This window comes from Desulfurivibrio nitratireducens (assembly GCF_044068515.1).
In the GTDB taxonomy this organism is placed as follows: Bacteria; Desulfobacterota; Desulfobulbia; order Desulfobulbales; family Desulfurivibrionaceae; genus Desulfurivibrio.
Map to the genome: position 1 here is coordinate 228,136 of NZ_JBIPKI010000001.1, position 21,057 is coordinate 249,192.

Annotated in this window: 17 protein-coding genes; 4 read left to right on the forward strand and 13 right to left on the reverse strand. The window is 60.9% G+C overall.

From position 1 onward, the window contains the following. Window positions 1-2 precede the first annotated feature (2 nt). Entirely contained in the window at window positions 3-386 is a 384-nt protein-coding gene (gene rpsF, locus ACHHTY_RS01015) for a 30S ribosomal protein S6 (protein ID WP_395492175.1), read from the reverse strand. 232 nt (window positions 387-618) lie between these two features. After that, window positions 619-1,017: a MazG nucleotide pyrophosphohydrolase domain-containing protein gene (locus ACHHTY_RS01020; protein WP_395492176.1), complete on the reverse strand. Its 399-nt coding sequence runs from the start codon at window positions 1,015-1,017 to the stop codon at window positions 619-621. A 496-nt stretch (window positions 1,018-1,513) separates the two neighbouring features. Here ACHHTY_RS01020 and ACHHTY_RS01025 point away from each other — a divergent pair, with 496 nt between their 5' ends. Then, a complete protein-coding gene (locus ACHHTY_RS01025; RefSeq protein WP_395492177.1) occupies window positions 1,514-2,158 on the forward strand; it encodes an AP2/ERF family transcription factor in 645 nt (214 codons plus the stop codon). 54 nt (window positions 2,159-2,212) lie between these two features. On the opposite strand, the gene ACHHTY_RS01030 is transcribed toward ACHHTY_RS01025, so the two are convergent. The 9 genes from ACHHTY_RS01030 to ACHHTY_RS01070 all read right to left on the reverse strand — a co-directional run bounded on the left by ACHHTY_RS01030 (window position 2,213) and on the right by ACHHTY_RS01070 (window position 14,630). Further along, complete coding sequence (locus tag ACHHTY_RS01030) at window positions 2,213-4,093, reverse strand: GNAT family N-acetyltransferase (RefSeq protein ID WP_395492178.1); 1,881 nt, start codon at window positions 4,091-4,093, stop codon at window positions 2,213-2,215. Window positions 4,094-4,206: 113 nt separating this feature from the next. Next, the gene (locus ACHHTY_RS01035) at window positions 4,207-6,363 is read right to left on the reverse strand and encodes an acetate--CoA ligase family protein (RefSeq protein ID WP_395492179.1); all 2,157 of its coding nucleotides are present in this window, start codon (window positions 6,361-6,363) and stop codon (window positions 4,207-4,209) included. A 120-nt stretch (window positions 6,364-6,483) separates the two neighbouring features. Beyond that, window positions 6,484-7,134: a CBS domain-containing protein gene (locus tag ACHHTY_RS01040; RefSeq protein WP_395492180.1), complete on the reverse strand. Its 651-nt coding sequence runs from the start codon at window positions 7,132-7,134 to the stop codon at window positions 6,484-6,486. Then, a complete protein-coding gene (locus ACHHTY_RS01045) occupies window positions 7,131-8,120 on the reverse strand; it encodes a histone deacetylase family protein (protein WP_395492181.1) in 990 nt (329 codons plus the stop codon). Before ACHHTY_RS01045 ends, ACHHTY_RS01040 begins: the two co-directional genes overlap by 4 nt. 45 nt (window positions 8,121-8,165) lie before the next feature. Beyond that, window positions 8,166-10,331 carry a hypothetical protein gene (locus ACHHTY_RS01050; RefSeq protein ID WP_395492182.1) on the reverse strand — a complete coding sequence of 722 codons (2,166 nt, stop codon included), beginning with the start codon at window positions 10,329-10,331 and terminating at the stop codon, window positions 8,166-8,168. Further along, complete coding sequence (locus ACHHTY_RS01055; protein WP_395492183.1) at window positions 10,321-10,920, reverse strand: HyaD/HybD family hydrogenase maturation endopeptidase; 600 nt, start codon at window positions 10,918-10,920, stop codon at window positions 10,321-10,323. The genes ACHHTY_RS01050 and ACHHTY_RS01055 overlap by 11 nt, the downstream gene beginning before the upstream one ends. Further along, window positions 10,910-11,599 carry a Ni/Fe-hydrogenase, b-type cytochrome subunit gene (cybH, locus tag ACHHTY_RS01060; protein WP_395492184.1) on the reverse strand — a complete coding sequence of 230 codons (690 nt, stop codon included), beginning with the start codon at window positions 11,597-11,599 and terminating at the stop codon, window positions 10,910-10,912. The genes ACHHTY_RS01055 and cybH overlap by 11 nt, the downstream gene beginning before the upstream one ends. A 9-nt stretch (window positions 11,600-11,608) precedes the next feature. After that, a complete protein-coding gene (locus ACHHTY_RS01065; RefSeq protein WP_395492185.1) occupies window positions 11,609-13,312 on the reverse strand; it encodes a nickel-dependent hydrogenase large subunit in 1,704 nt (567 codons plus the stop codon). A gap of 76 nt (window positions 13,313-13,388) precedes the next feature. Further along, window positions 13,389-14,630, reverse strand: a complete 1,242-nt coding sequence (locus tag ACHHTY_RS01070) for a hydrogenase small subunit (protein WP_395492186.1) — start codon at window positions 14,628-14,630, stop codon at window positions 13,389-13,391. A gap of 608 nt (window positions 14,631-15,238) precedes the next feature. Between ACHHTY_RS01070 and ispH the strand changes: the two genes are divergently transcribed. From ispH to ACHHTY_RS01085, 3 genes are all read left to right on the forward strand, one after another. Continuing rightward, on the forward strand, window positions 15,239-16,072 hold the full coding sequence (gene ispH / locus ACHHTY_RS01075) for a 4-hydroxy-3-methylbut-2-enyl diphosphate reductase (protein ID WP_395492187.1): 834 nt from the start codon (window positions 15,239-15,241) through the stop codon (window positions 16,070-16,072). Between the two features lie 72 nt (window positions 16,073-16,144). Continuing rightward, complete coding sequence (gene ftsY / locus ACHHTY_RS01080; RefSeq protein ID WP_395492188.1) at window positions 16,145-17,320, forward strand: signal recognition particle-docking protein FtsY; 1,176 nt, start codon at window positions 16,145-16,147, stop codon at window positions 17,318-17,320. 17 nt (window positions 17,321-17,337) lie between these two features. After that, window positions 17,338-18,189 carry a DnaJ domain-containing protein gene (locus ACHHTY_RS01085; RefSeq protein ID WP_395492189.1) on the forward strand — a complete coding sequence of 284 codons (852 nt, stop codon included), beginning with the start codon at window positions 17,338-17,340 and terminating at the stop codon, window positions 18,187-18,189. A gap of 41 nt (window positions 18,190-18,230) precedes the next feature. Here ACHHTY_RS01085 and ACHHTY_RS01090 read toward each other — a convergent pair whose 3' ends face one another. Beyond that, window positions 18,231-18,428, reverse strand: a complete 198-nt coding sequence (locus ACHHTY_RS01090) for a hypothetical protein (protein ID WP_395492190.1) — start codon at window positions 18,426-18,428, stop codon at window positions 18,231-18,233. A 170-nt stretch (window positions 18,429-18,598) separates the two neighbouring features. After that, window positions 18,599-20,794: a 1,4-alpha-glucan branching protein GlgB gene (gene glgB, locus ACHHTY_RS01095; RefSeq protein WP_395492191.1), complete on the reverse strand. Its 2,196-nt coding sequence runs from the start codon at window positions 20,792-20,794 to the stop codon at window positions 18,599-18,601. Window positions 20,795-21,057: the final 263 nt, after the last annotated feature.

Sequence of the window (21,057 nt, forward strand, 5' to 3'; positions counted from 1 at the left end):
ACCTAGGCGGTCTCCTCGTTGTCGTCGTTCTCTTCGCTTTCCTCGTCAGTATCGGGGCCGGCCCCCTCTTCGTCGCTCAGGGAAAATGGCTCCTGGTTGTCGATGAGTTTTACGGTGAGATACTTGAGGATCCGATCGTCGATCCGCAACAGTCGCTCCATTTCCTTGATCCCGTCGGGTTCGCAGGTGAAGCGGAGCATGATGTAGAAGCCCTGGTTTTCCTTCTTGATCGGATAGGCGAGTTTTTTGAGGCCCCAGCGATCGGCTCCGGCGATTTCGCCCTGGTGGGCATTGATCACCCCGGAGTACTTGTCAATGATGGCGGTGAGTTCGGCCTCGGCGGCCAAGCCGGGTCGGATGATGATGACGGTCTCGTAATTACGCACGTGGTCCTCCTTACGGGCATGCGGCCCTTTTGCTAGGCGCAGAAAGGGCAAAGAGGTGTTTAAGGCGAACGGCGGCCATTCCGCTGTTGCCGAAAAGAGGCCTTTTACCATGAGGATGGGAGGACTGTCAAGAGCTCTGTCGTCCGACTATGCCTGCCCCGAGCCGGGCGGAAAAGGAGGCGGTCAGAGTTGGGTTGCCGGCGACGGGCGCCAGCCAGCAGCGGTTACCTGCTTACTTTTTTTCTCCGGCCTTGATCTCCAGCCACTGGCGCCGGAGATCAGCTTCCGAGGCAACCTGTTTGTCGCCAAAAACATGGGGGTGGCGGCGGACCATCTTGGCGGTGATCCCCTGGATCACCTCGGTCAGACCGAAAGCCTCCTGTTCCTGGTAGAGCCGGGCCAAAAAGATGACCTGAAAAAGCAAGTCACCCAACTCCTCCCGGATATTGTGCAGGTCGTCACGGGCCAGGGCCTCCAGCAGTTCATGGGTTTCTTCCAGCAGATAATGCTTGAAGCTTTCCGGGGTCTGTTTGCGGTCCCAGGGGCAGCCGTCGGGAGCCCGGAGTCGATCAACCAGGGCGACAAGTTCGGCGAAGGCGGCGGCTGACTCTTGCTGATTGGTTATGGGCATATGGTTCGGCGGGTTTTCCCCTGGGGTGGCCGGGGCGGTCCCTCTCCTTTAGTTGCTGTTGTTTGGCGGAAAGCCTTGGCGATAGATGCCGGCAAAATAACTTTCTCTATCTGACAACGCAAGAAAACTCCAAACATAATCCCTGTCCTATAAAATGCGCAAAATTTCGCACCTGGCGCGAATTGTTGCACTGGGCGCGAAACCGAAAGCGTTTGTCGAACTTGCAACATTTGCACAATTAGTTGATTATCGGTGGTTTGTTTCTTAACAAAAAATATACTTAAAAGTTGGCATTTATATTGCTAGTAATTATTGTAATGACTGCAAGGCCATGTCAGAAACCAGGGCCGGGCGTTACCGGTTCGCAGGAAAGGCCGGCGCCGATCCCTTTATTCGCCGTAGGTTGCGGCCCTTCCTGGTGGAGGAAAAATTCTTCCAGCCCCGCTGGAGAATTTTTCGAATAAATAAAAAATATAGTCTCTGAGGAAGAAAAATCATGACCAAGAAAACGATGCTCGAGAAACACAAGGATGTAGCCAGAATCGACCAGGAAAGTAAGCGGACCCATGGCTGGTACGTCCGGGTACGCTTTATGGGCACGACCCACTCCAAGTTCTTTTCCGACGGCAAGTACGGCGGCCGCTACTCCAGCCTGCTGACCGCTCTGGCCTGGCGTGACCAGACCGAAATCAGTCTGGGTAAAATCCGTACCGACAAGCATATCGTTACGGTAAGCAATACCAAGACCGGGGTAGTCGGGGTGCGCCTCAATGAAAAGCTCAACCGTTACGAGGTAAGCTGGGTCAACCAGGAAGGCAAGCAGGGCAAGACTTCAATCTCCATTCGCAAGCACGGCAAGGAAAAAGCCTTCGACCTGGCCTGCCGGATCCGCCAGGAGAAGGAAGGCGAGCGCCTGGGGCTGAAAAAACCGGTGGTCGCCCGCCGGGGCCGCAAGGTTAAGCCGGTCATGGTCGCGGCGGAGGTTGCGGCCCAAACCAGCAAAGCCCCCAAGGCCGCCGGTTCCTCCAGGATTATCAAGAAAGCGGCCAAGCCTGCAACCGCCAAATCCGGAGCCAAAAAGGCCAAGGCAGCCGAGGGCGCCAAGAAGACGGCGGCCCGGCGAGTCACCGTGCGAGCATAACCGAAACGCCCGGGCAGCCCCCTTCTGGCAGGGGTTGCCCGGGCTTTTTTTTAACTAGTTGAAGTCGATGCTGTAGCTGTAAACATCGTCCTCCACCTTGCTCTGGACGTTATAGCCGCTGTTATTGAAGATCGCCTGCATGCGCCGGTTGTCCCGCAGAACTTCGGCGGTGAAGCCGGCAATGCCGTTGCGCTTGGCGATATCGACCAGATGTTTGAAGAGCGAGGTGCCGATTCCTCGATTCTGCCACTCATCCCGGATGACAAAGGCCACCTCGGCCCGATTGCTTTTCTGGTCGAGATAGTAGCGGCCGACGGCGATTATGTCCTCCCCGTGGGCCTCGGGAACGGTGCCGACGATGGCGGCGTCTTTGCGGTGGTCGATGTATACGAAGTTATGGATCTCCCGGTGGGCAAAGCGGCCCCCGGAGGTCATGAAACGGTAGTAAAGGGTTTCCTGGGACAGGGCATATAGCAGGTCGCGCATCCGGGGTTCATCGGTGGGATGGACCGGGCGGAACGAAACCTGGGTCCCGTCGTCGAGCAGGGTAGAGGTATGCATCTCCTGGGAGGCCAGCAGGACCCGGCCATCGAGATCGGCCATTTCCTTGTTCAGGTACTTGGCCTCAATGGCTTCCCGAAAAAGTTGTTCCCGGAACTTGGGATGGGCAATGCTGATCAGGGCCATGGCCCGTTCCCGCACGCTTTTGCCGTGGAGATAGGCCACTCCGTATTCGGTGACGATGTAGTGGGCCTCGCCCCGGGTGGTCACCACTCCCGCTCCGGGAGTCAGCCGGGTGACGATCCGGGAGATCTCGCCGTTCTCGGCCGTCGATTCCAGGGCGATTACGCCCTTGCCGCCCACCGAGCGGACCGCGCCCCGGTTGAAGTCAACCTGTCCCCCGATGCCGGAAAAGAATCGCGAACCCAATGAATCGGCGCAAACCTGGCCGGTAAGGTCGATTTCCAGGGCCATGTTGATGGCCACCATTTTGTGCTGGCGGCTGATGACGTAAGGATCATTGACATATTCGGTGGGCCGGAAGCTGAACAGGGGGTTATTGTCGACAAAGTCGTATAGGCGGCGGGTTCCCATGCAGAAGCTGGTGACGATGCGGCCCCGGTCGGTGGATTTGTGGCTTCCGTTGACGGCCCCCGATTCGATCAGCTCCAGCATGCTCTCGGTGAGCATCTCGGTATGGATGCCGAGATTGCGCTTATCCCGCAGGAAGGCCGCCAGGGCGTGGGGAATCCGGCCGATGCCGAACTCCAGGGTCGAGCCGTCCTCGATCAGGGCGGCGATATGTTCCCCGATCTTGCAGGTTTCCGGGGTGGGTTGGCTCGATTCCCGCTCGATGATCTCCCTTTCTTCCGGCACCAGCAGGTCGATATCATAGATATCGAGAAAACTGTCGCCCAACGTCCGGGGCATGCGGGGGTTAACCTGGGCGATGACCAAAGAGGCGTTTTCGGCCGCGCTTTTGACCACATCGACGGAGATACCCAGGCTGACCTTGCCGGTGGTGTCCGGCTCGGTGACCTGGATCAAAACGACATCCAGCGGCAACCGGCCTGAGGTAAAAAGGCGGGGGATGTCGGAAAGCAAGGTCGGGGTATAGTCACCCAGCCCCTGCTGGATGTGCTCACGAATGGCCCGGCCGATGAAAAAGCTGTTGAGGTGAAAGCAATCCTTGAGTTCCCCCGTGGCATAGGGCGCTTCTCCCTTGGTCAAAATCTGGACAATCTCGACGTCGCACAAGTCCCGGCCCCGCCGGGTCAGGGCTTCGACCAGAGCGGCAGGCTCGGCGCAGGCGGTACCGATGAAAACCCGCTGGCCGGGCTTGACCAGGGCCAGAGCCTGATCCGCCGTCCGGATCATATCCCGGTACTTTTCCCGCCACTCCGGATCAGGTTGAGCCCGTAGATGAGAAGTCATTCCCAACCTCTTATTGGTTGTTTGATGAGCGGTTAGTTCATGGCAGGCTCCCACCCCATTCTCGGGAGCAGCCGTTGATGCTGCCGCGGCGTTTCCTGCCTCGGCGTCGGGATTCAGACGCTTTTAAGTACGATACAGGCCGGGGCTGACCGGGCCAGATCATGGTGATGTTCAAGATTATCGAGAGTCATGCGGGCGTCGGCGACCATCGGCGGCCGGCCTACCTCACCGACGATAAAGGGGTTGATATCCAGCTCGCTGATCTGGGGGAAATCGGTGGTCAACTGGCTGATCCGCTGCAAACCCTGAGCGATGGCCGCCAGGTCCACCCCTTTGCGGCCCCGGCGGCCCTCAAGCATTTCATAGGAGCGGGTCGATCGGAGCATCTGGAGGGCTTCGGTTTCGCTGATCGGGGCCAGGTGAAAAGTGACATCCTTCATTACCTCCACGAAAATCCCGCCCAGGCCGAACATCAGCATCGGGCCGAATTGGGGGTCGCGGTTCATGCCGATGATCACCTCCAGCCCCTTGCTCAGCATTTTCTCCACGTAAACCCCTTCCAGCAGGGCCGCCGATTCCCTCTGTGAGCAACGCAGCATCATCAGGTCAAAGGCGTCACGGACCGCGTTGGCGTCGATGACGTTGAGCCGCACCCCGCCCAGATCGGACTTGTGAATGATATCGGGGGATACGATCTTCATCGCCACCGGGTAACCGATTCTTTCCGCCGCCTCCACCGCCTCTTCGGCATTGGTGGCCAGATAGCCCTCCGGCACATGAAAACCGTAAGCGGCCAGCACGCTCTTGGAGCGGACCTCGCCCAGTTGGTGGTGGCCCGCCCGCAGGCGCCGGGTGATGACCCGCTCTACCCGGCGGCGGTTGACCCGAAAACGGGTGACGATCCGGGGCGGTCGGCTCCGCCAGGTGGCGTAGTCGTGCATGGCCTTGAGCGCCTTCACCGCCCGCTCCGGGGAGGGATAATCGGGCAGATTGGCCGCCGCCAATTCGGCCCGGCCGGGCATGACGTCATCACCTCCCATGAAAGCCGCCACCACCGGCTTGTCGCCCTTCAGGCAGGCGGCGATGGCCCGGGCGGTTGCCGCCGGCTGGGTCATCGCCTGGGGGGTGAGGATTACCACGATGGCATCCACCGCCGGATCTTCCTGGGCGGCCTTCATCACAGTGACGTAGCGCTCCGGTTCGGCATCGCCCAGGACGTCGATGGGGTTGCCGATGCTGGCGGCTCGCGGCAGTTTTTCCCGCAGGGCGCCGGCGGTGTTGCTGTCCAGCACCGCCACCTGCATTCCCGCCTGTTCCACGGCGTCGGCGGCCATGGTGCCGGGGCCGCCGGCGTTGGTGACGATCAGCACTCGATCCCCCTTGGGCAGGGGCTGCATGGCCAGGGCGGTGGCGTAGTCGAAAAGCTCTTCGAAGGTGTCGGCCCGAATCACTCCGGCCCGCCGGAAGGCGGCTCCGTAAGCGATATCGCCCCCGGAGAGAACCCCGGTATGGGAAGAAGCCGCCTTGCGGCCGGCATCGGTGGTCCCCGACTTGAGGATTATCACCGGTTTACGGGAACTGGCCTCGCTGGCCGCCTTGATGAAATTCTCGCCGGAGGTGATGTCCTCAAGATAGGCGACGATTACCTTGGTCTCCTGGTCGGCGGTGAGGGCCAGCAGGAGATCGACCTCATTGATGTCCGCCTTGTTGCCGATGCTGATCAGTTTGGCCAGCCCCAGGTGGCGGCCCACCGCCAGGTCAAGGATGGCAGTGGCCAGGGCGCCGGATTGTGAGATCACCGAAATTAACCCGGGGGCGGGCATCCGCGAGGCGAATGAGGCATTGAGTCGGTGGTGGCTGTTGATCAGCCCCAGACAGTTGGGTCCCAGCATCCGGACCCGGCGACTGGCGCAGAGGGAGGCCAGGCGCTTTTCCAGGGCCGCGCCCTCTTCGTCCATCTCCTTGAAGCCGGCTGTGATGACGATCACCGCCTTGGCCCCGGCGGCCAGGGAGTCCGACAGGGCGGCTTCCGCCCGGGCCCGGGGGACGGCAATGATGCTCAGATCGACTTTTTCGCCGCTTTTTCGGAGATCGGCCAGGCAGGGAAGGCCGAGGATTTCCTCGGCGGCAGGGTTGACCGGCAGCAATTTGCCGGCAAACCCGGAACGGATGAGGTTGGCCAGAATATCATGGCCGACCTTGCCAGGCGTGCGGGAGGCGCCGATGACGGCGACGCTGTGCGGATAAAGAAGGGCTTCCAGGGAGGACATTGCGCTTCCTTAAGTTTTTGTTTACAAGTTGGCCGTCAGTTGACCACAGATTGCACAAAAAGCACAGTGAAAAAAATGGCTTCAATTAATTTGCCGGCTGGCGCAGCTACGATGAGCGTTTTAATGATCTGTTTTTTCGAAAAAACCAGCAGCCGCCAGGATTTTGCGGACCGCCGAGAGATTATAGGTGGTAACCCGGAGGTAAATAATGAAATGCTCATCATCGGGTTTTTGCTTGGCCTTGAGCAGGCGGGTGAAATGAATATCCGCCGCTTCCAGGGCGGCGCAGAGCCGGCTCAGGGGCCGGGGCCGACCGTCATCTTCGATGGCCAGCATGGCCGAACCGCGTTCGCCCAGGCCAAAAAGACCCCGATAGGCCCGAATCAGATCACGGATTGAAAACATCCCCAGGACCGCGCCGTTTTCGTCCACCACCGGCAGGGCTCCGACTTTCTGCCGGTCGAGAATGAGCAGGGCGTCGTCGATGGTGGCTTCGACCGGCAGGGTATAGGTTTCCCGGCTCATGATCTCGCTGACCGGGGTTTTTTTCAGAGCGGCCAATCGGGCCTGACTTCTTTCGTCGCAGAGCACGGTGGAGGGATAGGCCGAACGCAGATCCCGGTCGGTGACAATCCCCAGCAGCTGTCCGTTTTCGTCCACCACCGGTAGATGGCGGAAATCGCGGGCCCGCAGGAGCTCACGAGCATCAGGGATGGTCATTTCCGGGGAAATGGTCAGTACCGGAGTACTCATGTATTGTTTGATATTCATAGATCAGTCCCTCTTTTAAGCAGTCCATCGAGATAATTTTCCACGCACACAGCAAGCAATTCCGGTTGATAGCCGCCTTCCAGCAGAGAGAGCAGGCGGCCGGGGCAAAAATGAGCGGCCCAGGCGGCAGCGCAACGGCCGAGATGGCGATAAAGTTCGCTGCTGTAGGCCAGGCCGGACATGTCATCATCCCGGTGACCGTCGAAGCCGGCCCCGATTATCAGGGCTTCGGGAGCAAACTTGGCCAGAGCGGGATTAACCTTTTCGTTGATGAGACGCATAACCTGCTCATCGCCGCTGCCTGGCCGCAGGGGCAGGTTGAGGGTGGCTCCGCGGCCGGGACCGCTGCCGCGCTCTTCACTCCAGCCGGTGCCGGGAAAGCTCCAGGTGGGATGTTCGTGAATGCTCAGATAAAAAACATCGGGATCTTCTTCAAAGGCGGCCTGGATGCCGTTGCCGTGATGGGCGTCCCAATCGATGATCATGATTCTTTGGCGCTGATGGCGCTGCTGCCAGTAGCGGGCGGCCACCGCCGCGTTGTTGAGAAAACAGAACCCCAGGGCGGCGGCTCTTTCGGCGTGATGGCCGGGGGGGCGGACCAGGGCCAGGGCGGCGCTTTGCCCGCCCTCCTCCAGCCGGTCGATGGCGGCCAAACCGGCTCCGGCGGCCAACAGGGCGATCCGGTAGGAATCGTAACTCAACTGGTTATCGGGATGATCGAGATAACTGCGGCCGGAGAGGGCCGTCTCCTCGAAGCGCAGCAGATAATTTTCATCATGAACCGTCAGGAGCTCTTCCCGTCCGGCGGCCCGGGCAGGAATGATGCGGAGGGAGCCGGCCAGGGGGTTGCCGGGGGCGGAACTGGTCTCCAGGCGTTTGAGGACGGCTTGCAGGCGTTGCGGGGACTCGGGATGGTCCCGGCCGGTCTGGTGCTGGAGAAATTCCTGGTCGCTGACGAGCAGCAGAGCCTGCTTGGCGGTGGACATGGCTCTGTTTAGCTTTTTCACCACCCCATGTCAAGCGGGGCTTTTTCAGCCGCGGCGAGCGCCGGCTTTTCCCCCGAACAAGCCGAAGGCCGATTTGAGGGCGGCCCGGCGGTCGTCGTTGGCGACTGCCCTCTGAGTAGCCGGGTCGGCTCCCGGGTCGGCTTGGCTCGCATCCCAGAGTCGGCCGATGGCGGGGAGGCAGTCTAAGGGCAGGGGCGGCGGGGGCAGCAGGAAATCCTCCCGGCCCTGGTTGCGGATGGCGTTGAAAAAGGCCGGATGCAGGCAAAGCTCGCTGCAGAGGGCGACGCGGGGTGTGGAATCCGGGCCGGCCTGTTCCCAGATAATCCGGCTCAGCCATTCGGCCAGGCTTTCCAGCCAGCCGCGACAGAGGGCGGCGGAGCCGACTCCGCCGACGGCATAGCTCAGGGCGCTGCGCAACACGCGCCGCTCGTCCAGCCGCCAGGGATCATGGTTCGCCGCCATTTCCAGGCGGGGGCTGCGGCCGGGGTTTACCAGGGCGGCCAGCCGGAGAAAATGCGCGATCGGGCCGGATTCTGCCGGGGGAAAGCCGGTGCAGTCAAGGCTGGTCGTACCGTCAGGCAGGGGGGTGTTTTCTTGCTCCTCGCCGCCGATCAGCAGGAGCAGCAGCCAGAGATCGGCCGGATTGTCGATCCGGATGGGCGTCGGCCAGGTTTGCAGGCGCTGCCAGCGGTCGGGGTGATGGGTGGCAAAATTAGCCACCAACCGTTGGGCCTGGTCGTCCAGTTCGGCCAGCTCGGCCAGGATGGCGGAGGGATGCTGCGGCCGGGAGACATCCGGAGCGACCAGGATTTTGATTTCTTGAGCCGGGGCCAGTTCCAGCAGGGTCAGGCCGTTGGGGTATGGGTAGAGGGAAATCCCGAAAATCGAACCCGGTCCGGTGGTTGCAAGCTCCGTCCGGGAGAGCTTACTGGCGGTCGAGGTAGCCAGGAAAGCGCGAAAAACCTGGCGGGGATTTACCGGCCCTGAAGGCTCCACATCAGCGGGCCGGGTGGTTGAACGAGTCAGGAGGAGAGCCGGCGACGCCGCAGTTTTGGGCGTTGCCGCGGTCGGGTGCTGGTGAATGGAGACGGTGACGGGACCATGGGCAGCGCCGGGCTGAAGGTCGGGGCCAAAATTCAGGGGGACTAAGAGCGGCAGCACCGCCCGGTGGCCGGTCAGCAGCCAGCGGTTTTGCCGGTCGGCCAGCATCAGGGGCCGGCAGCGGGGAGTTTCGGACCGGTTGGCCAGAAAAAGCAGGGGGATATCCAGGGCCCGCAGATGGCGGCCCAGGTGCCAGAAAAAAAGGTCGGCGGCCAAACCCACCGGCAAGGGGCTAGGCGCCAGTTGGTAACGCTGTTGATTTTCGGGGCTGGGCTCCAGCAGCAGCAGGGGTTTTTCCAGGGCGGCCAGCAACAGCAGTTCGTCCTCGCCGCAATGCCAGTATTCCGGCAAGGTTTCGGGAATGGTGACCAGGACTTCGCTGATGGCGGTAGGGTAATCTGGTTCTGAAGCCTGGGCCGCTGAGGTGTCCCGATCGGCCTCCCGGCTTGGCTTGGCGGGGGCGCCGGTATCCAGGTTTTGCGGAGCAACGGCGGCGGCCAGAAATTGTTCCCCGGGGAGACTGATGTCGAGCCGCCGTCCGGCGGCCAGCAGTTGGGCCGCCTGGGCCAGGATCCCGAACCAGGCGGCGGCAGGCTGGGAAGCCGGCTGGTCGGGGGGCGCGATCCGCGCGAGCCGAAGCTTGCCGCCAGGGGAATCAAGCTCCAGCCGCAGGCCCTGCCGGCCGGCGCCTCCGCAGAGATTACAGTTATCCGCGGGCAGACTCTGGCCCCGGAGATAATCCGCTTCCGCCCGGAGCAGGCAGCGGGGACAGGGTGGCAGCTCGTTGATCCCGGCCCGGTCCGGAAACGGAGCAATATCGTCCGCCCTGGCCTGGGCAACCAGGGTCTCGGGGGTCACCGCGGTGATCCCGCTCTCTTCAAGAAAGATCGAAAGGGGTACTTCCCGTCCCAATTGATCGGCCAGGGCGGCCAGCTCTTCCGCGGACCCCTCGGCCAGCAGGGAGATTTCCCCGGTGGAGTAATCCAGTTGATGGGTCAGGGAAGAGGAGCTGATCAAACGGCTGATCAGGTCGAAGAGCGGGCTGTTGCCGGTGCGGGTCCGGAAGAAAAAACGGATTTTATGAGACACGGTCACCCACCCGGCAACAGTTGGCGGCAATATCACTGATCGTTAAAGCGGCGACTCTCTCCCCCTGGAATCCCCAGCCGGCCAGGATCTCCAGGGCTTTATTCTCCATCAGACCGGCGGCGGCCCGGATCGGGGGAGAGAGTTCAAAGCTGGCGGCACTGATTATCGCCGGCACCGCCGCCAGCACCATGATCCGGGGCAAATCCCCGGCCATGCGCATCATCGCCAGGGTCTGGCGCATTTCAACCTCATGGGCGCTGCCCTGGGCTTTGGCGGGGGCGGGCATCTCCAGGTAGTCAAAACAGAAGACCTCGCCCGGTTTGCTGCCGGTGGAGGTGATGGTGTCAAGCAGCAGCACCTGACTCTGTTCGGCCAGCAGGGGAATCAAGTGCGGCCCCAGGGTGCCGCCATCGACGATGGCGAAATGGGCCGGCCCGGGGCCGGCGGGGTCAGCCGCCCCCGGACCGTTGGCGAATCGATAGTTATGGCGCAACAAGGAGGCCAGGTGGACCCCCAGCCCCTCATCCCCGAAAAGGACGTTGCCTATCCCCAGCACCAGGGTTCTGGTTGGTATAATGTTATTTTTCAATTTTATTGAAACTGTAACCGCTGAAAATGGGCTCGATGACGGCGCCGGGGGTTCTGTTGGCCGCCCAGAGGACCATGTATATATGAATCGGGATGAAAATGATCATCGCCCACATGGCAATGTAATGGAAATGGCTCACCCCGGTGAGGCCGCCCATCCAGACGGTAAGCGGTCCCAGCAGTTTGCCCAGCACCCCTCCCAACCCCTCGTGGTAATTGGCGGCATGGAGAATAAAGCCGGTCAGGATCTGGAACACCAGGAGAATCATCAGGCCCAGGTAAAAGACATGCTGGAGCGGTCCGTAAGCTCCCTGGCGCTTAAATGAACCCAGGAGCAGATAATATTTCAGCTGCCGGCCCCAGGAGCCGGGGCTGATGGTGTCGCGAAAAGAGGCCTGTTCGTAGCGACGGCTGTACCTGTCGAAAAAGAACAGAAAAATCCGCATGATGGTGACAAAGGCCAGACCAAAGCCGAAGACGACGTGCCAGAACCGGACCAGAGCGTTTTGGAAATTAACCGGCTCCAGGTCCGGACCGGGGCTCAGAAAAGGTTTGGCCAGGTAAAAACCGGTGGGGATCAGGGCGAAGATCAGCAGGGCCCGCAACCAGTGGAGCCAGCGGATTTCGGCGGAAAAACGATAAAATCTGGCAAAAATGTCTTGCTCGTTGCTGTTTTTCATCGCTGAACCTCATTGTCCCGGATTGACCTGGTAGTTGGCCAGTTCCTGTCCCCGGTAGTCGAGGACGTGGACGGCGCAGGCCAGGCAGGGGTCGAAGGAGTGAATGGTGCGAATAATTTCCAGCGGCTGGGTCGGGTCGGCCAGTTGGATCCCGATCAGGGCCGCCTCGTAGGGGCCGTGCTGGCCGGCGGCGTCTATGGGGCTGGCGTTCCAGGTTGAGGGCACCACGCACTGGTAGTTGTCGATTACCCCGTTTCTGATCCGCACCCAGTGACTGAGCATGCCGCGGGGCACGTCGCCCATTCCCCGGCCCCGGTATTCCCGGCGATTGTCGATGACATAGGGCGCGCAGGTTTCCTGGTCGACCTTGAGATTTTCCACCAGATTGAGCAGGGTGGTCTTGCCGTGGTCGGCGATCAGCTTGGTCTGGAGCATGCGGCCTGCGGTCCGGCCCAGGGTGCTGAACAGGGCCGGAACCGGCACCCCGGTTTCCTGCAGGAAATCATTGACCACCTTTTGCACTTTGTCATTGCCCCGGGCGTAGCCCACCAGCATCTGGGCCAGGGGACCCACTTCCACGGCCCGGCCGTTGTAGCGGGGAGCCTTGACCCAGGAGTATTTCCCGCTTTCATCGAGAACCTTGGCCCGGCCCTGGACGGTGTCGCCGTCCCGGAAACCGGTGTAGTTGGGAGCGGTTTTGCCCTGATAGGGATGGAGGGCCTCGTTGTCCTGATACCAGGAATGGGTCGCTTCCTCGGTGATTTGGTCCTCGTCGATATCATGGACCCGGCTCAGGTCGCCGTCGAGAACGATGCCGCTGTCAAACAGCCACTCATTGCGGCTGATCTGGAAATCGCGGGCGCTCATGAAATTTTTGATCCCGGCCCCTTTGAGGACGCTGTCCTCGCTGATATAGGCTTCGGCGGCCATTTTGACATCGGCGTAATAGGCTCGGTTCATGAAATCGCTGACCTCTTCGAACTTGGTCAGGTACTCACCCAGGCGGTTGGGGTTGAGCAGGTCCATCACGCAGGTAACCCCGCCCACTACCAGGGACTGGGGATGGGGCTGCTTGCCGCCGAAAAGGGCCATCATCTGAGCGGCGTTGCGCTGCACCGCCAGGGCCTTGAGGTAATGGGAGAGGACGATCAGGTTCTGCTCGGGGTTCAACCGGTAGGTCTTGTGGCCCCAATAGGCGTTGGCGAAGGGCCCCAGATAACCTTCCTCGACAAAGCCCTTGAGTTTGGCCTGTACTGCCTTGAGTTCATCGGCCCCGGTGGCAATGGGAAAATCGGCGTACTTGAAGGCCAGGTCGGAGGCCTTGCGGGGGTCGGCGGCCAGGGCCTGGGTGATGTCGCACCAGTCCAGGCCGTGGAGATGATAAAAGTGGACGATATGATCGTGCAGGAAGAGGGCCTGGCTCATCAAGGTGCGGGTCAGAATCGCGTTGTAGGGCGGAGTGATGCCGAGGGCGTTTTCCACCGCCTCGATCCCCACCCGGTAATGGGAATAGGTGCAGACTCCGCAGATCCGCTGGGTCAGCAGCCCGGCATCCCGGGGATCGCGGCCCTGGAGGATCAGTTCGATTCCCCGCCAGAGAGTGCTGCTGGCGTATGCGTCCTGAATGACATTGTTTTCATCAACCACAACTTCAACCCGCAGATGTCCTTCAATGCGGGTAATGGGGTCAACCACGATGCGTTTGGCGGTCATGGGCTGTTCTCCTTGGCTCGTTGAGAGGTCCGGGGCCGGGCTGCGAGGACCCGGCCGTTCTGCATGGATTCAGCAATCAGGTCTTTTCTTTCGGGGCATCGGCTTTCTTGCCGCCACCAGGATCTGGGGGATTGCTGAAATTACCCCGAACCACCGAATACACGGCGTGGGCGCCGATCCCCACCGCCGCCGCCGTCAGCAGGCCGAGGCCGACTTTGTCGGCGGTGGCGTCCGCCCCGCGGCCGCGGAAGGCCGTGCGGAAAAGGCGATCCTTGCGGGGCTCGACCAGGGGAGCCATGACATCCCAGAAATCCGGTTCACTGCAGCCGATGCAGCCATGACCGGCCTGGACCGGCCAGCTGGTGCCCTGGTTGAACTTCTGCCGGGAGCAGTTATTGAAGGTGTATGGCCCTTTGCAGCCTACTTTATAGAGGCAGTAGCCCAATTTGGCCCCTTCGTCACCGAAGCGTTGCACGAATTCGCCGGCGTCGAAGCGCCCCCGCCGCTCACAGAGATCGTGGACCCGCAGACCATAGGACCAGCGGGGGCGGTTGTAGCGATCGACGGCGGGCAGGGAACCGAAGAGAATGTAGTGCAGCAGGCTGCCCATCATGTTCTTTTCGCTGGGAGGACAGCCCGGGATATTGATCACCGGCTGGCGGATTATTTCGCTCAGGCCCTTGGCCTGGGTGGGATTGGGGTACGCGGCCTGGACTCCGCCGAAGGAAGCGCAGGAACCGATGGCGAAAGTCGCCAGGGCTCCGGCGGCGGCCTTGCGGCAGATTTCGATGCCGGTGTGGGCATGGGGCCCGATGGTCAGGAAGGTGCCGCCGGCGGCGGTGGGAATACCGCCCTCGACGATCAGCAGGTAGTTGCCGTGGTGGTTTTTCAGGGCGTTTTCGAGATTTTCTTCGGCCTGCCAGCCGCTGGCCGCCATCAGGGTTTCATGATATTCTAAAGAAATATAGTTGAAGAGCAGGGTGTCCAGGGTTGGAGCATCGGTGCGGATGAAGCTTTCCACGCAACCGGTGCATTCGGCCATGTGGAGCCAGACCACCGGGATGCGATTGAGCAGTTCGGCGGCTTTGGCGGTCAGGGGGGCAAATTTGGCCGGCAGCGAGAGGGCCGCGGTCATCGCCACCGACCATTTGATGAAGTCGCGGCGGTTGATGCCGTGCTGGGCCAGGCTTTCGTTGAGGGTGGGACCGGGTCGCACCGGTTGGCGCCGGCCCAGTTCCGCCAGGCGTCGGCGGGCTCGGGCGGCAAGCAGGGTTAAACGTTGCCGGGACTTGCCATCTTGCTGGGAATTTGCGGTCATAAGCCATGCTCCTTGTCCGGATGGTTGAAGATGACGCGGTACGGTGAGGAACCTCCAGCGGGCTTCTTACCAGCAGGCGGGGCCATCATCTGGCCCATGTTCTGCCGGGATAATCCGCCAACCGGGCGTTTCCCACCCCTCCAAAACCAGGGACCGGCCCAAATCATCCAGGCCTGAAAAACCGCCTGGGCGCTTAGAGCGATGACTATTTGCCGTCCCCCTCCCCAGTATCACATTGTCATGTGACACCCTGTAACGTGTTACATTGTCATGCGACACATTGTGCAAATTGTAGGGAAAACCCCAGGCCCTTGTCAACCTGGTTTGTCGCGTTGATGCAAAATAAATTTTGCAGGCTTGACCGGAATTGGCAAGACTGCCAATTCCGCCAACCGGTCAACCTCCGGCTTGCAAAAGCCGGCTTTTCGGTTTACTTTTCATAAAGGATTGGTCCCGGGGATTTTTAGGCCCCCGGGACTATTTTTATCAGCGTTGCCCCATTCCCCCGGGGCCGGCCCCGGCGCGGCTCTGAGTTGTTATATTGCGGCGCGGGGCCGGTGTTTGGGGACGCCCAGGCCTATGTGCTCTCAGGATAAGGAAGAGTGAAGATGAAAGTAGTTCTGGCCAAGCATGCCGGTTTCTGCATGGGAGTGCGGCGGGCGGTGGAAACTACCTTGAAGCTGGTGGAAACCCGGCAAAGCCCCATTGCCACTTTCGGGCCGCTGATCCACAACCCCCAGGTTCTGGAGATGCTGGCGGAAAAAGGCGTCGGCGTCATGGAGGAGGTTCCGGCCAGCACCACGGGCACGGTGGTGATCCGGGCCCACGGGGTGCCGCCGGCCCGCAAGCTGCGCCTGCAGGAAAGCGGGGCGGTAATTGAAGACGCCACCTGCCCGCGGGTGGTCAAGGTGCAGGCGATCATTAATAAATATCAGCGCCTGGGGTACACCACGGTAATCGTCGGCGACCGCGATCATGCCGAAGTCGAAGGCCTGATAGGACATGCCGGGGCGGCCGGGCTGGTGGTCAGCCGGATGACCGACCTGGACGGCCTTCAACTCAAGGCCCCCTATATCGTGGTCAGCCAGACCACCCAGGACGAAGAGATGTTTCGGGCCATCACCGCCGAGATCCTGGCCCGCTACCCCGGCGGCAAGGTCTTCAACACCATCTGCGACTCTACCCACAAGCGTCAGGACGAAGTGCGCAACATGTGCCGCGAGGTGGACGCCCTGGTGGTGGTGGGCGGGCGCAACAGCGCCAACACCAAGCGCCTGGCGGAAATCGCCGCCGGGCTCAATTGTCCGGTTTTCCTGGTGGAAACCGAGGATGAACTGGACCCGGCAAAATTAAGAGGTTATCAATGCGTCGGCGTGACCGCCGGCGCCTCGACCCCGGCCTGGATTATCCGCCAGGTGGTGGCCACCCTCAATGCTATTTAGGACCCGTGGCGGCAATGGAGCTTGCCTCCTCCGGGAAGAGATATTCTGGTTGGGTAAATTCAGGTATTGTTGATGCTGAGTTGGTTTAAAAAGAAATTTGGGACAGGCGAACCGGAAGCGGGCCTGCCAGGCGAAGCCGAAGCGGAAAAGCCGGCCGAAGAACTCGGCCGGGAGCAGCCGGAAGCAGCCGACGCCGCTGAACCGGCGCCAGAACTGAGCTGGGCCGCTTTTTTCCGGGCTGAGGAGCCGGCGGCGGCCGGGGAAACCGAGGCGAAAGCGGCCGGCCCAGCCGGCGGCGGCTTTTTTCAGCGCCTGCGGCAACAGCTGGAACGCAGCCGGGAAAACTTCATCAACCGGATGGACGAGCTTTTCCTCGGCAAGAAGGAGATCGACGCCGAACTCTTCGACGAACTCGAGGAAATCATGATCACCTCCGATCTGGGGGCGGCCACCACCACGGAACTGCTGGACCGGGCCCGGGAGCGGGTCAAACGTGAGCAGCTCAGCGACCCCCAGGCCCTGAAAAAAATCCTCCAGCAACTGCTCCTCGATTACCTGGTCCGGGCCGATCGCCCGGCCGAGCTGGTCCTGCCCTCCTCCGGCCCCTTCGTCATCATGGTCCTGGGCGTCAACGGGGTGGGCAAGACCACCACCATCGGCAAGCTGGCTTACAAGTTCAAACAAGCGGGTCAGAAGGTCCTGCTGGTGGCGGCGGATACCTTCCGGGCCGCGGCCAGCGAACAGTTGCAGGTCTGGGCCCAGCGGGTGGGGGTCGAAATCGTGGCCCAGCAGCAGGGGGCCGATCCTTCCTCGGTGATTTACGATGCCTTCGATTACGCCCGGCCCCGTGATTTTGACGTGATCATCGTCGATACCGCCGGCCGCCTCCACACCAAGGTCAACCTGATGGAGGAACTGCGCAAGATCAAGCGGGTCATGAGCAAGAAGATTCCCGGCGCTCCCCATGAGGTGATGCTGGTGATCGACGCCACCACGGGCCAGAACGGGGTTTCCCAGGCCCGCCTCTTCCATGAGGCGGTGGAGGTAACCGGGATCGCCCTGACCAAGCTCGACGGCACCGCCCGGGGCGGCATCGTGGTCAACATCTGTCATGAATTCAATATTCCCATCCGCTTCATCGGGATCGGTGAACAGATGGAAGATTTGCGTGATTTTGAACCCGGCGAATTTGTCGCCGCCCTTTTTTCTCCGGCCGACGGCAACCGGCAGCCGCCCGCCGAACAATAACCGGCGGTTGAGAAACCATGATTATCTATCAACGTAGCGCTGGACCCGGCGGGCCGGGCTGCGGCGGCTGCCTGCTGATCATCGCTTTGCTGCTGTTGCTGGTGGGCGGGGCTCCGCTGCTGTTCAATGTCTTCGGTTTTGTTCTGCTTACTTTGGTGATTCTGGTCCTGGCAGGACTATTGGCCTTCTGGGGCTTTGCCTATTATGTCCGCCGCCAGATCCGGCGCTACGAAGAATCCCAGACCGAATCCCACAATCAGTTTGTCTTCCTCCTCGTGCAGATCCTGGTCAAGATCGCCCAGCTCGACGGCACCGTGACCCGGGCCGAAACGGCGGCGATCAGTGATTTTTTCCGGATGCAACTGCGCTACGGCCATCAGCAGCTGCTTTGGGTGAAGCAGCTGATCAAGGAGGCCATGGCTTCCAGCCTGACCCTCGATGACCTGCTGCTCGATTTCCGCCGCCGGTTCGGCTACGAACCCCGCCTGATCCTGCTGGAACTGATTTACCGGGTTTTGTACACCAACGAAACGGTGAGCGAAGGAGAACTGATCGTTCTTCAGCGGATTGCCGATTTTCTCCAGATCCATCCCTACGATCACCAGTCGATCCGGGCCCGTTATCAGAACCGGAGCTGGGGGACCGCGACCGCCGGCGAGAGCCGGGAGGCCGCATACTACCAGACCCTGGGCCTGGAACCGGGGGCCGACTTCGAAACGATCAAGGCCGCTTATCGCAACTTGAGCAAGCAGTACCACCCGGACAAGGTCAATCACCTGGGCGAGGAGTTCAGCAGGGTGGCGGAAGAGAAGATGAAGGACATCAACGAGGCGTATCAGTACCTTAAAAAGCTTAAAGGCCAGCAGTAAAATTCTGGCCGAGTCGGAGTTTTACCGACCTTAAAGCTTTTTCAGGCCGTTTTTTTGGAGCTGGCGAAATTCTTGTCGAGGAATTCGCATTCCGCCGGGGAGAGATCGAAGCGGATTTCCGCCTCCCGGAGCAGATCCCGTCGCTTCCGGGTCGGGTCATCCTGCAGGCACTCACTGAGCCAGCCAATGGCCCGGCGCAGTTTCTCCCCCGGCGGCTGGAGCCCGCTATCACTACTCATTTATAATCCTCCCGGTACAAAATCTTAAGCGTGTCGGGCGCCAAAACCTGAACGGTAAACGGCCGGGAGCGCCGCCGCATCGGGCAATCGGATCGGGCGGCAATACCCCTGTATTCCCTCCCCCGTACGCCGCCAAAGCTGATTGTCCGAATCGGCGACACTCCCGCCGTTCACTCCCTTTTGAAGACAGCGCCGCCCAGCGGCGGCACCCTGACCAGAATATGGCAGGGTGCCTGGCCGAAGGGCTCGTTGACACTCTCCAGCGTTTCCGGGTTGGTACTCCCGCTGCCGCCGGCCTCGGCGCTGTCCGATGAGAAAACCTCCCGGTAGCGGCCGGGCCGGGGCACCCCCAGCTTATAGTTGTGGTGGACCTGGGGGGTGAAATTGAAAAGGCAGACCACCAGCTCATCGGGGTGTTCGCCGTGGCGGGAATAGCTGATGATGCTGTGATCGACGTCGTTGAAATCCAACCAGCGAAATCCCTCCGGATTGAAATCGTTTTCCCACAGGGCCGGGGTATCGCGGTAAAAATTGTTGAGGGCCCGGACAAACTGGTGCAGCTTGCGGTTTTTTTCGTCCTGGTCGATGAGGTGCCAGTCCAGGCTGACCTTGCAGTACCATTCCGAGTGCTGGCCGAACTCTCCGCCCATGAAGAGCAGCTTCTTGCCCGGATGGGTCCAGTAGTAAAGGAAAAGCAGGCGCAGATTGGCGAAGCGTTGCCAGCTGTCGCCGGGCATTTTGCTGAGCAGCGAACCTTTGCCGTGGACCACCTCGTCATGGGAAAGGGGCAGAATGAAATTTTCGCTGAAGGCGTAGAGCAGGGAAAAGGTCAGAGAACTGTGGTGGTATTTGCGGAAAAGAGGATCGGTTTGGAAGTAAAGGAGGGTGTCGTTCATCCAGCCCATGTTCCACTTGTAGCCGAAGCCCAGCCCTCCGGTTGCCGCCGGCTTGGAAACCCCGAAGAAGCTGGTTGATTCCTCGGCGATCATCATGATATCCGGGTGGCGATCATAAACAATGGTGTTGAGGTGTTTCAGGAACTCAATGGCCTCGATGTTTTCCCGCCCCCCGTATTCGTTGGGGATCCATTCTCCCTCCCGGCGGGCGTAATCGAGATAGAGCATCGAGGCCACTGCGTCCACCCGCAGCCCGTCGATATGATAGCGCTCAAACCAGAACAAGGCGTTGGCGATCAGGAAGTTGGTCACCTCTTTGCGGCCGTAGTTAAAGACCAGGGTGCCCCATTCCTGGTGGGCCCCCTTGCGCGGGTCCTCGTGTTCGTAGAGGGCGGTGCCGTCGAAACGGCTCAGGCCGTGGCCGTCGGTGGGGAAGTGGGAGGGCACCCAGTCGAGAATGACCCCGATGCCGTGGCGATGGCATTCATTGATCAGCCAGGCGAAATCATCGGGGGTGCCGAAACGGCTGGTCACGGCGAAAAAGCCAATTACCTGGTAACCCCAGGATTCATCGAGGGGGTGTTCCATCACCGGCATAAATTCCACATGGGTGAACCCCATCTCCTTGACGTATGGAATCAGGGCGGCGGCGATTTCCCGGTAGGAGAGAAAACGGGCAGGGTCGGCGGGATCGCGGCGCCAGGAGCCGAGATGGATTTCGTAGATCGACATCGGCCGGCGATAGGTTGTCTTTTCCCGCCGGGCCGCCAGCCATTCCTCGTCGCTCCAGGAGAAATGGTTGATATCCCGGACCACCGAGGCGGTCCGGGGGCGGATCTCGCTGAAAAACTGGAAGGGGTCGGCCTTCTCCAGAATATCCCCCTGCTGGGTGCGGATTTCAAACTTGTAGGGTTCACCGGGGCCGATCTCCGGCAGGAACAGCTCCCAGATGCCGGATGCGCCCAGGACCCGCATCTGGTGGAGGCGGCCGTCCCAGTAGTTGAAGTTGCCGATTATGCTGACCCGGCGGGCGTTGGGGGCCCAGACCCGGAAGATGGTGCCCTTGACCCCGTCAATGGTGGTGGGGTGGGCCCCGAGCTTGTCGTAGAGGCGGTAATGGGTGCCGCTGTTGAAAAGATAACGGTCGTAATCGCTCAACTGGGGCCAGAAGCGATAGGGATCATCGAACTGATGGGTGGCCCCGTCGGGATAGTGGGCCTCCAGGCGGTAGGGGAAAAATTCGCGGCAACCGGGCAGGGTGATTTCGAAAAGACCCTCCGCGCGAATTTTGTACATTTCCTGCCGCTTGCCTTCGCTGAGCAGGAAAACCCCAGCCGCCGAGGGTTGAAAGCACCGCACCACCGCTGCCGGAGTTTCGCCCTCCACCAGGTGAAATCCCAGAACCAGAAAGGGATCGTGGTGGTCGGAATGAATGATCCGGTTGAATTCGGATGACGTATGGTCGTTCATATTTCTCAACTCGACAAGAGATATAAGGTAATTAGAAGCGCCGGAAGATAGGGCTGACGCGGCCCCGGCCGTTGTCCCGACCGGGTTTTGGTCGTCAACCTACGATGTTGTAGCACAGGATGCCAGCCGCTGACAAGCAAAGATCAGGGCCGGGTGGCTCCTGATCGTGGCGCCGGGGTGATGGCCGGGGGATGATCTTGACGCTTGCCGATCGGGAATGATAGAGTTTTAAGGGAGCCGAGCCCCGGTAAATGGTTGAGGGC

Coding starts and splice junctions, on each gene's coding strand:
- ACHHTY_RS01020 (WP_395492176.1), bottom strand. CDS start 1,017: ATGCCCATAACCAATCAGCAAGAGTCAGCCGCCGCCTTCGCCGAACTT.
- ACHHTY_RS01025 (WP_395492177.1), top strand. CDS start 1,514: ATGACCAAGAAAACGATGCTCGAGAAACACAAGGATGTAGCCAGAATC.
- ACHHTY_RS01030 (WP_395492178.1), bottom strand. CDS start 4,093: ATGACTTCTCATCTACGGGCTCAACCTGATCCGGAGTGGCGGGAAAAG.
- ACHHTY_RS01035 (WP_395492179.1), bottom strand. CDS start 6,363: ATGTCCTCCCTGGAAGCCCTTCTTTATCCGCACAGCGTCGCCGTCATC.
- ACHHTY_RS01040 (WP_395492180.1), bottom strand. CDS start 7,134: ATGAATATCAAACAATACATGAGTACTCCGGTACTGACCATTTCCCCG.
- ACHHTY_RS01045 (WP_395492181.1), bottom strand. CDS start 8,120: ATGTCCACCGCCAAGCAGGCTCTGCTGCTCGTCAGCGACCAGGAATTT.
- cybH (WP_395492184.1), bottom strand. CDS start 11,599: ATGAAAAACAGCAACGAGCAAGACATTTTTGCCAGATTTTATCGTTTT.
- ACHHTY_RS01065 (WP_395492185.1), bottom strand. CDS start 13,312: ATGACCGCCAAACGCATCGTGGTTGACCCCATTACCCGCATTGAAGGA.
- ACHHTY_RS01070 (WP_395492186.1), bottom strand. CDS start 14,630: ATGACCGCAAATTCCCAGCAAGATGGCAAGTCCCGGCAACGTTTAACC.
- ispH (WP_395492187.1), top strand. CDS start 15,239: ATGAAAGTAGTTCTGGCCAAGCATGCCGGTTTCTGCATGGGAGTGCGG.
- ftsY (WP_395492188.1), top strand. CDS start 16,145: ATGCTGAGTTGGTTTAAAAAGAAATTTGGGACAGGCGAACCGGAAGCG.
- ACHHTY_RS01085 (WP_395492189.1), top strand. CDS start 17,338: ATGATTATCTATCAACGTAGCGCTGGACCCGGCGGGCCGGGCTGCGGC.
- ACHHTY_RS01090 (WP_395492190.1), bottom strand. CDS start 18,428: ATGAGTAGTGATAGCGGGCTCCAGCCGCCGGGGGAGAAACTGCGCCGG.
- glgB (WP_395492191.1), bottom strand. CDS start 20,794: ATGAACGACCATACGTCATCCGAATTCAACCGGATCATTCATTCCGAC.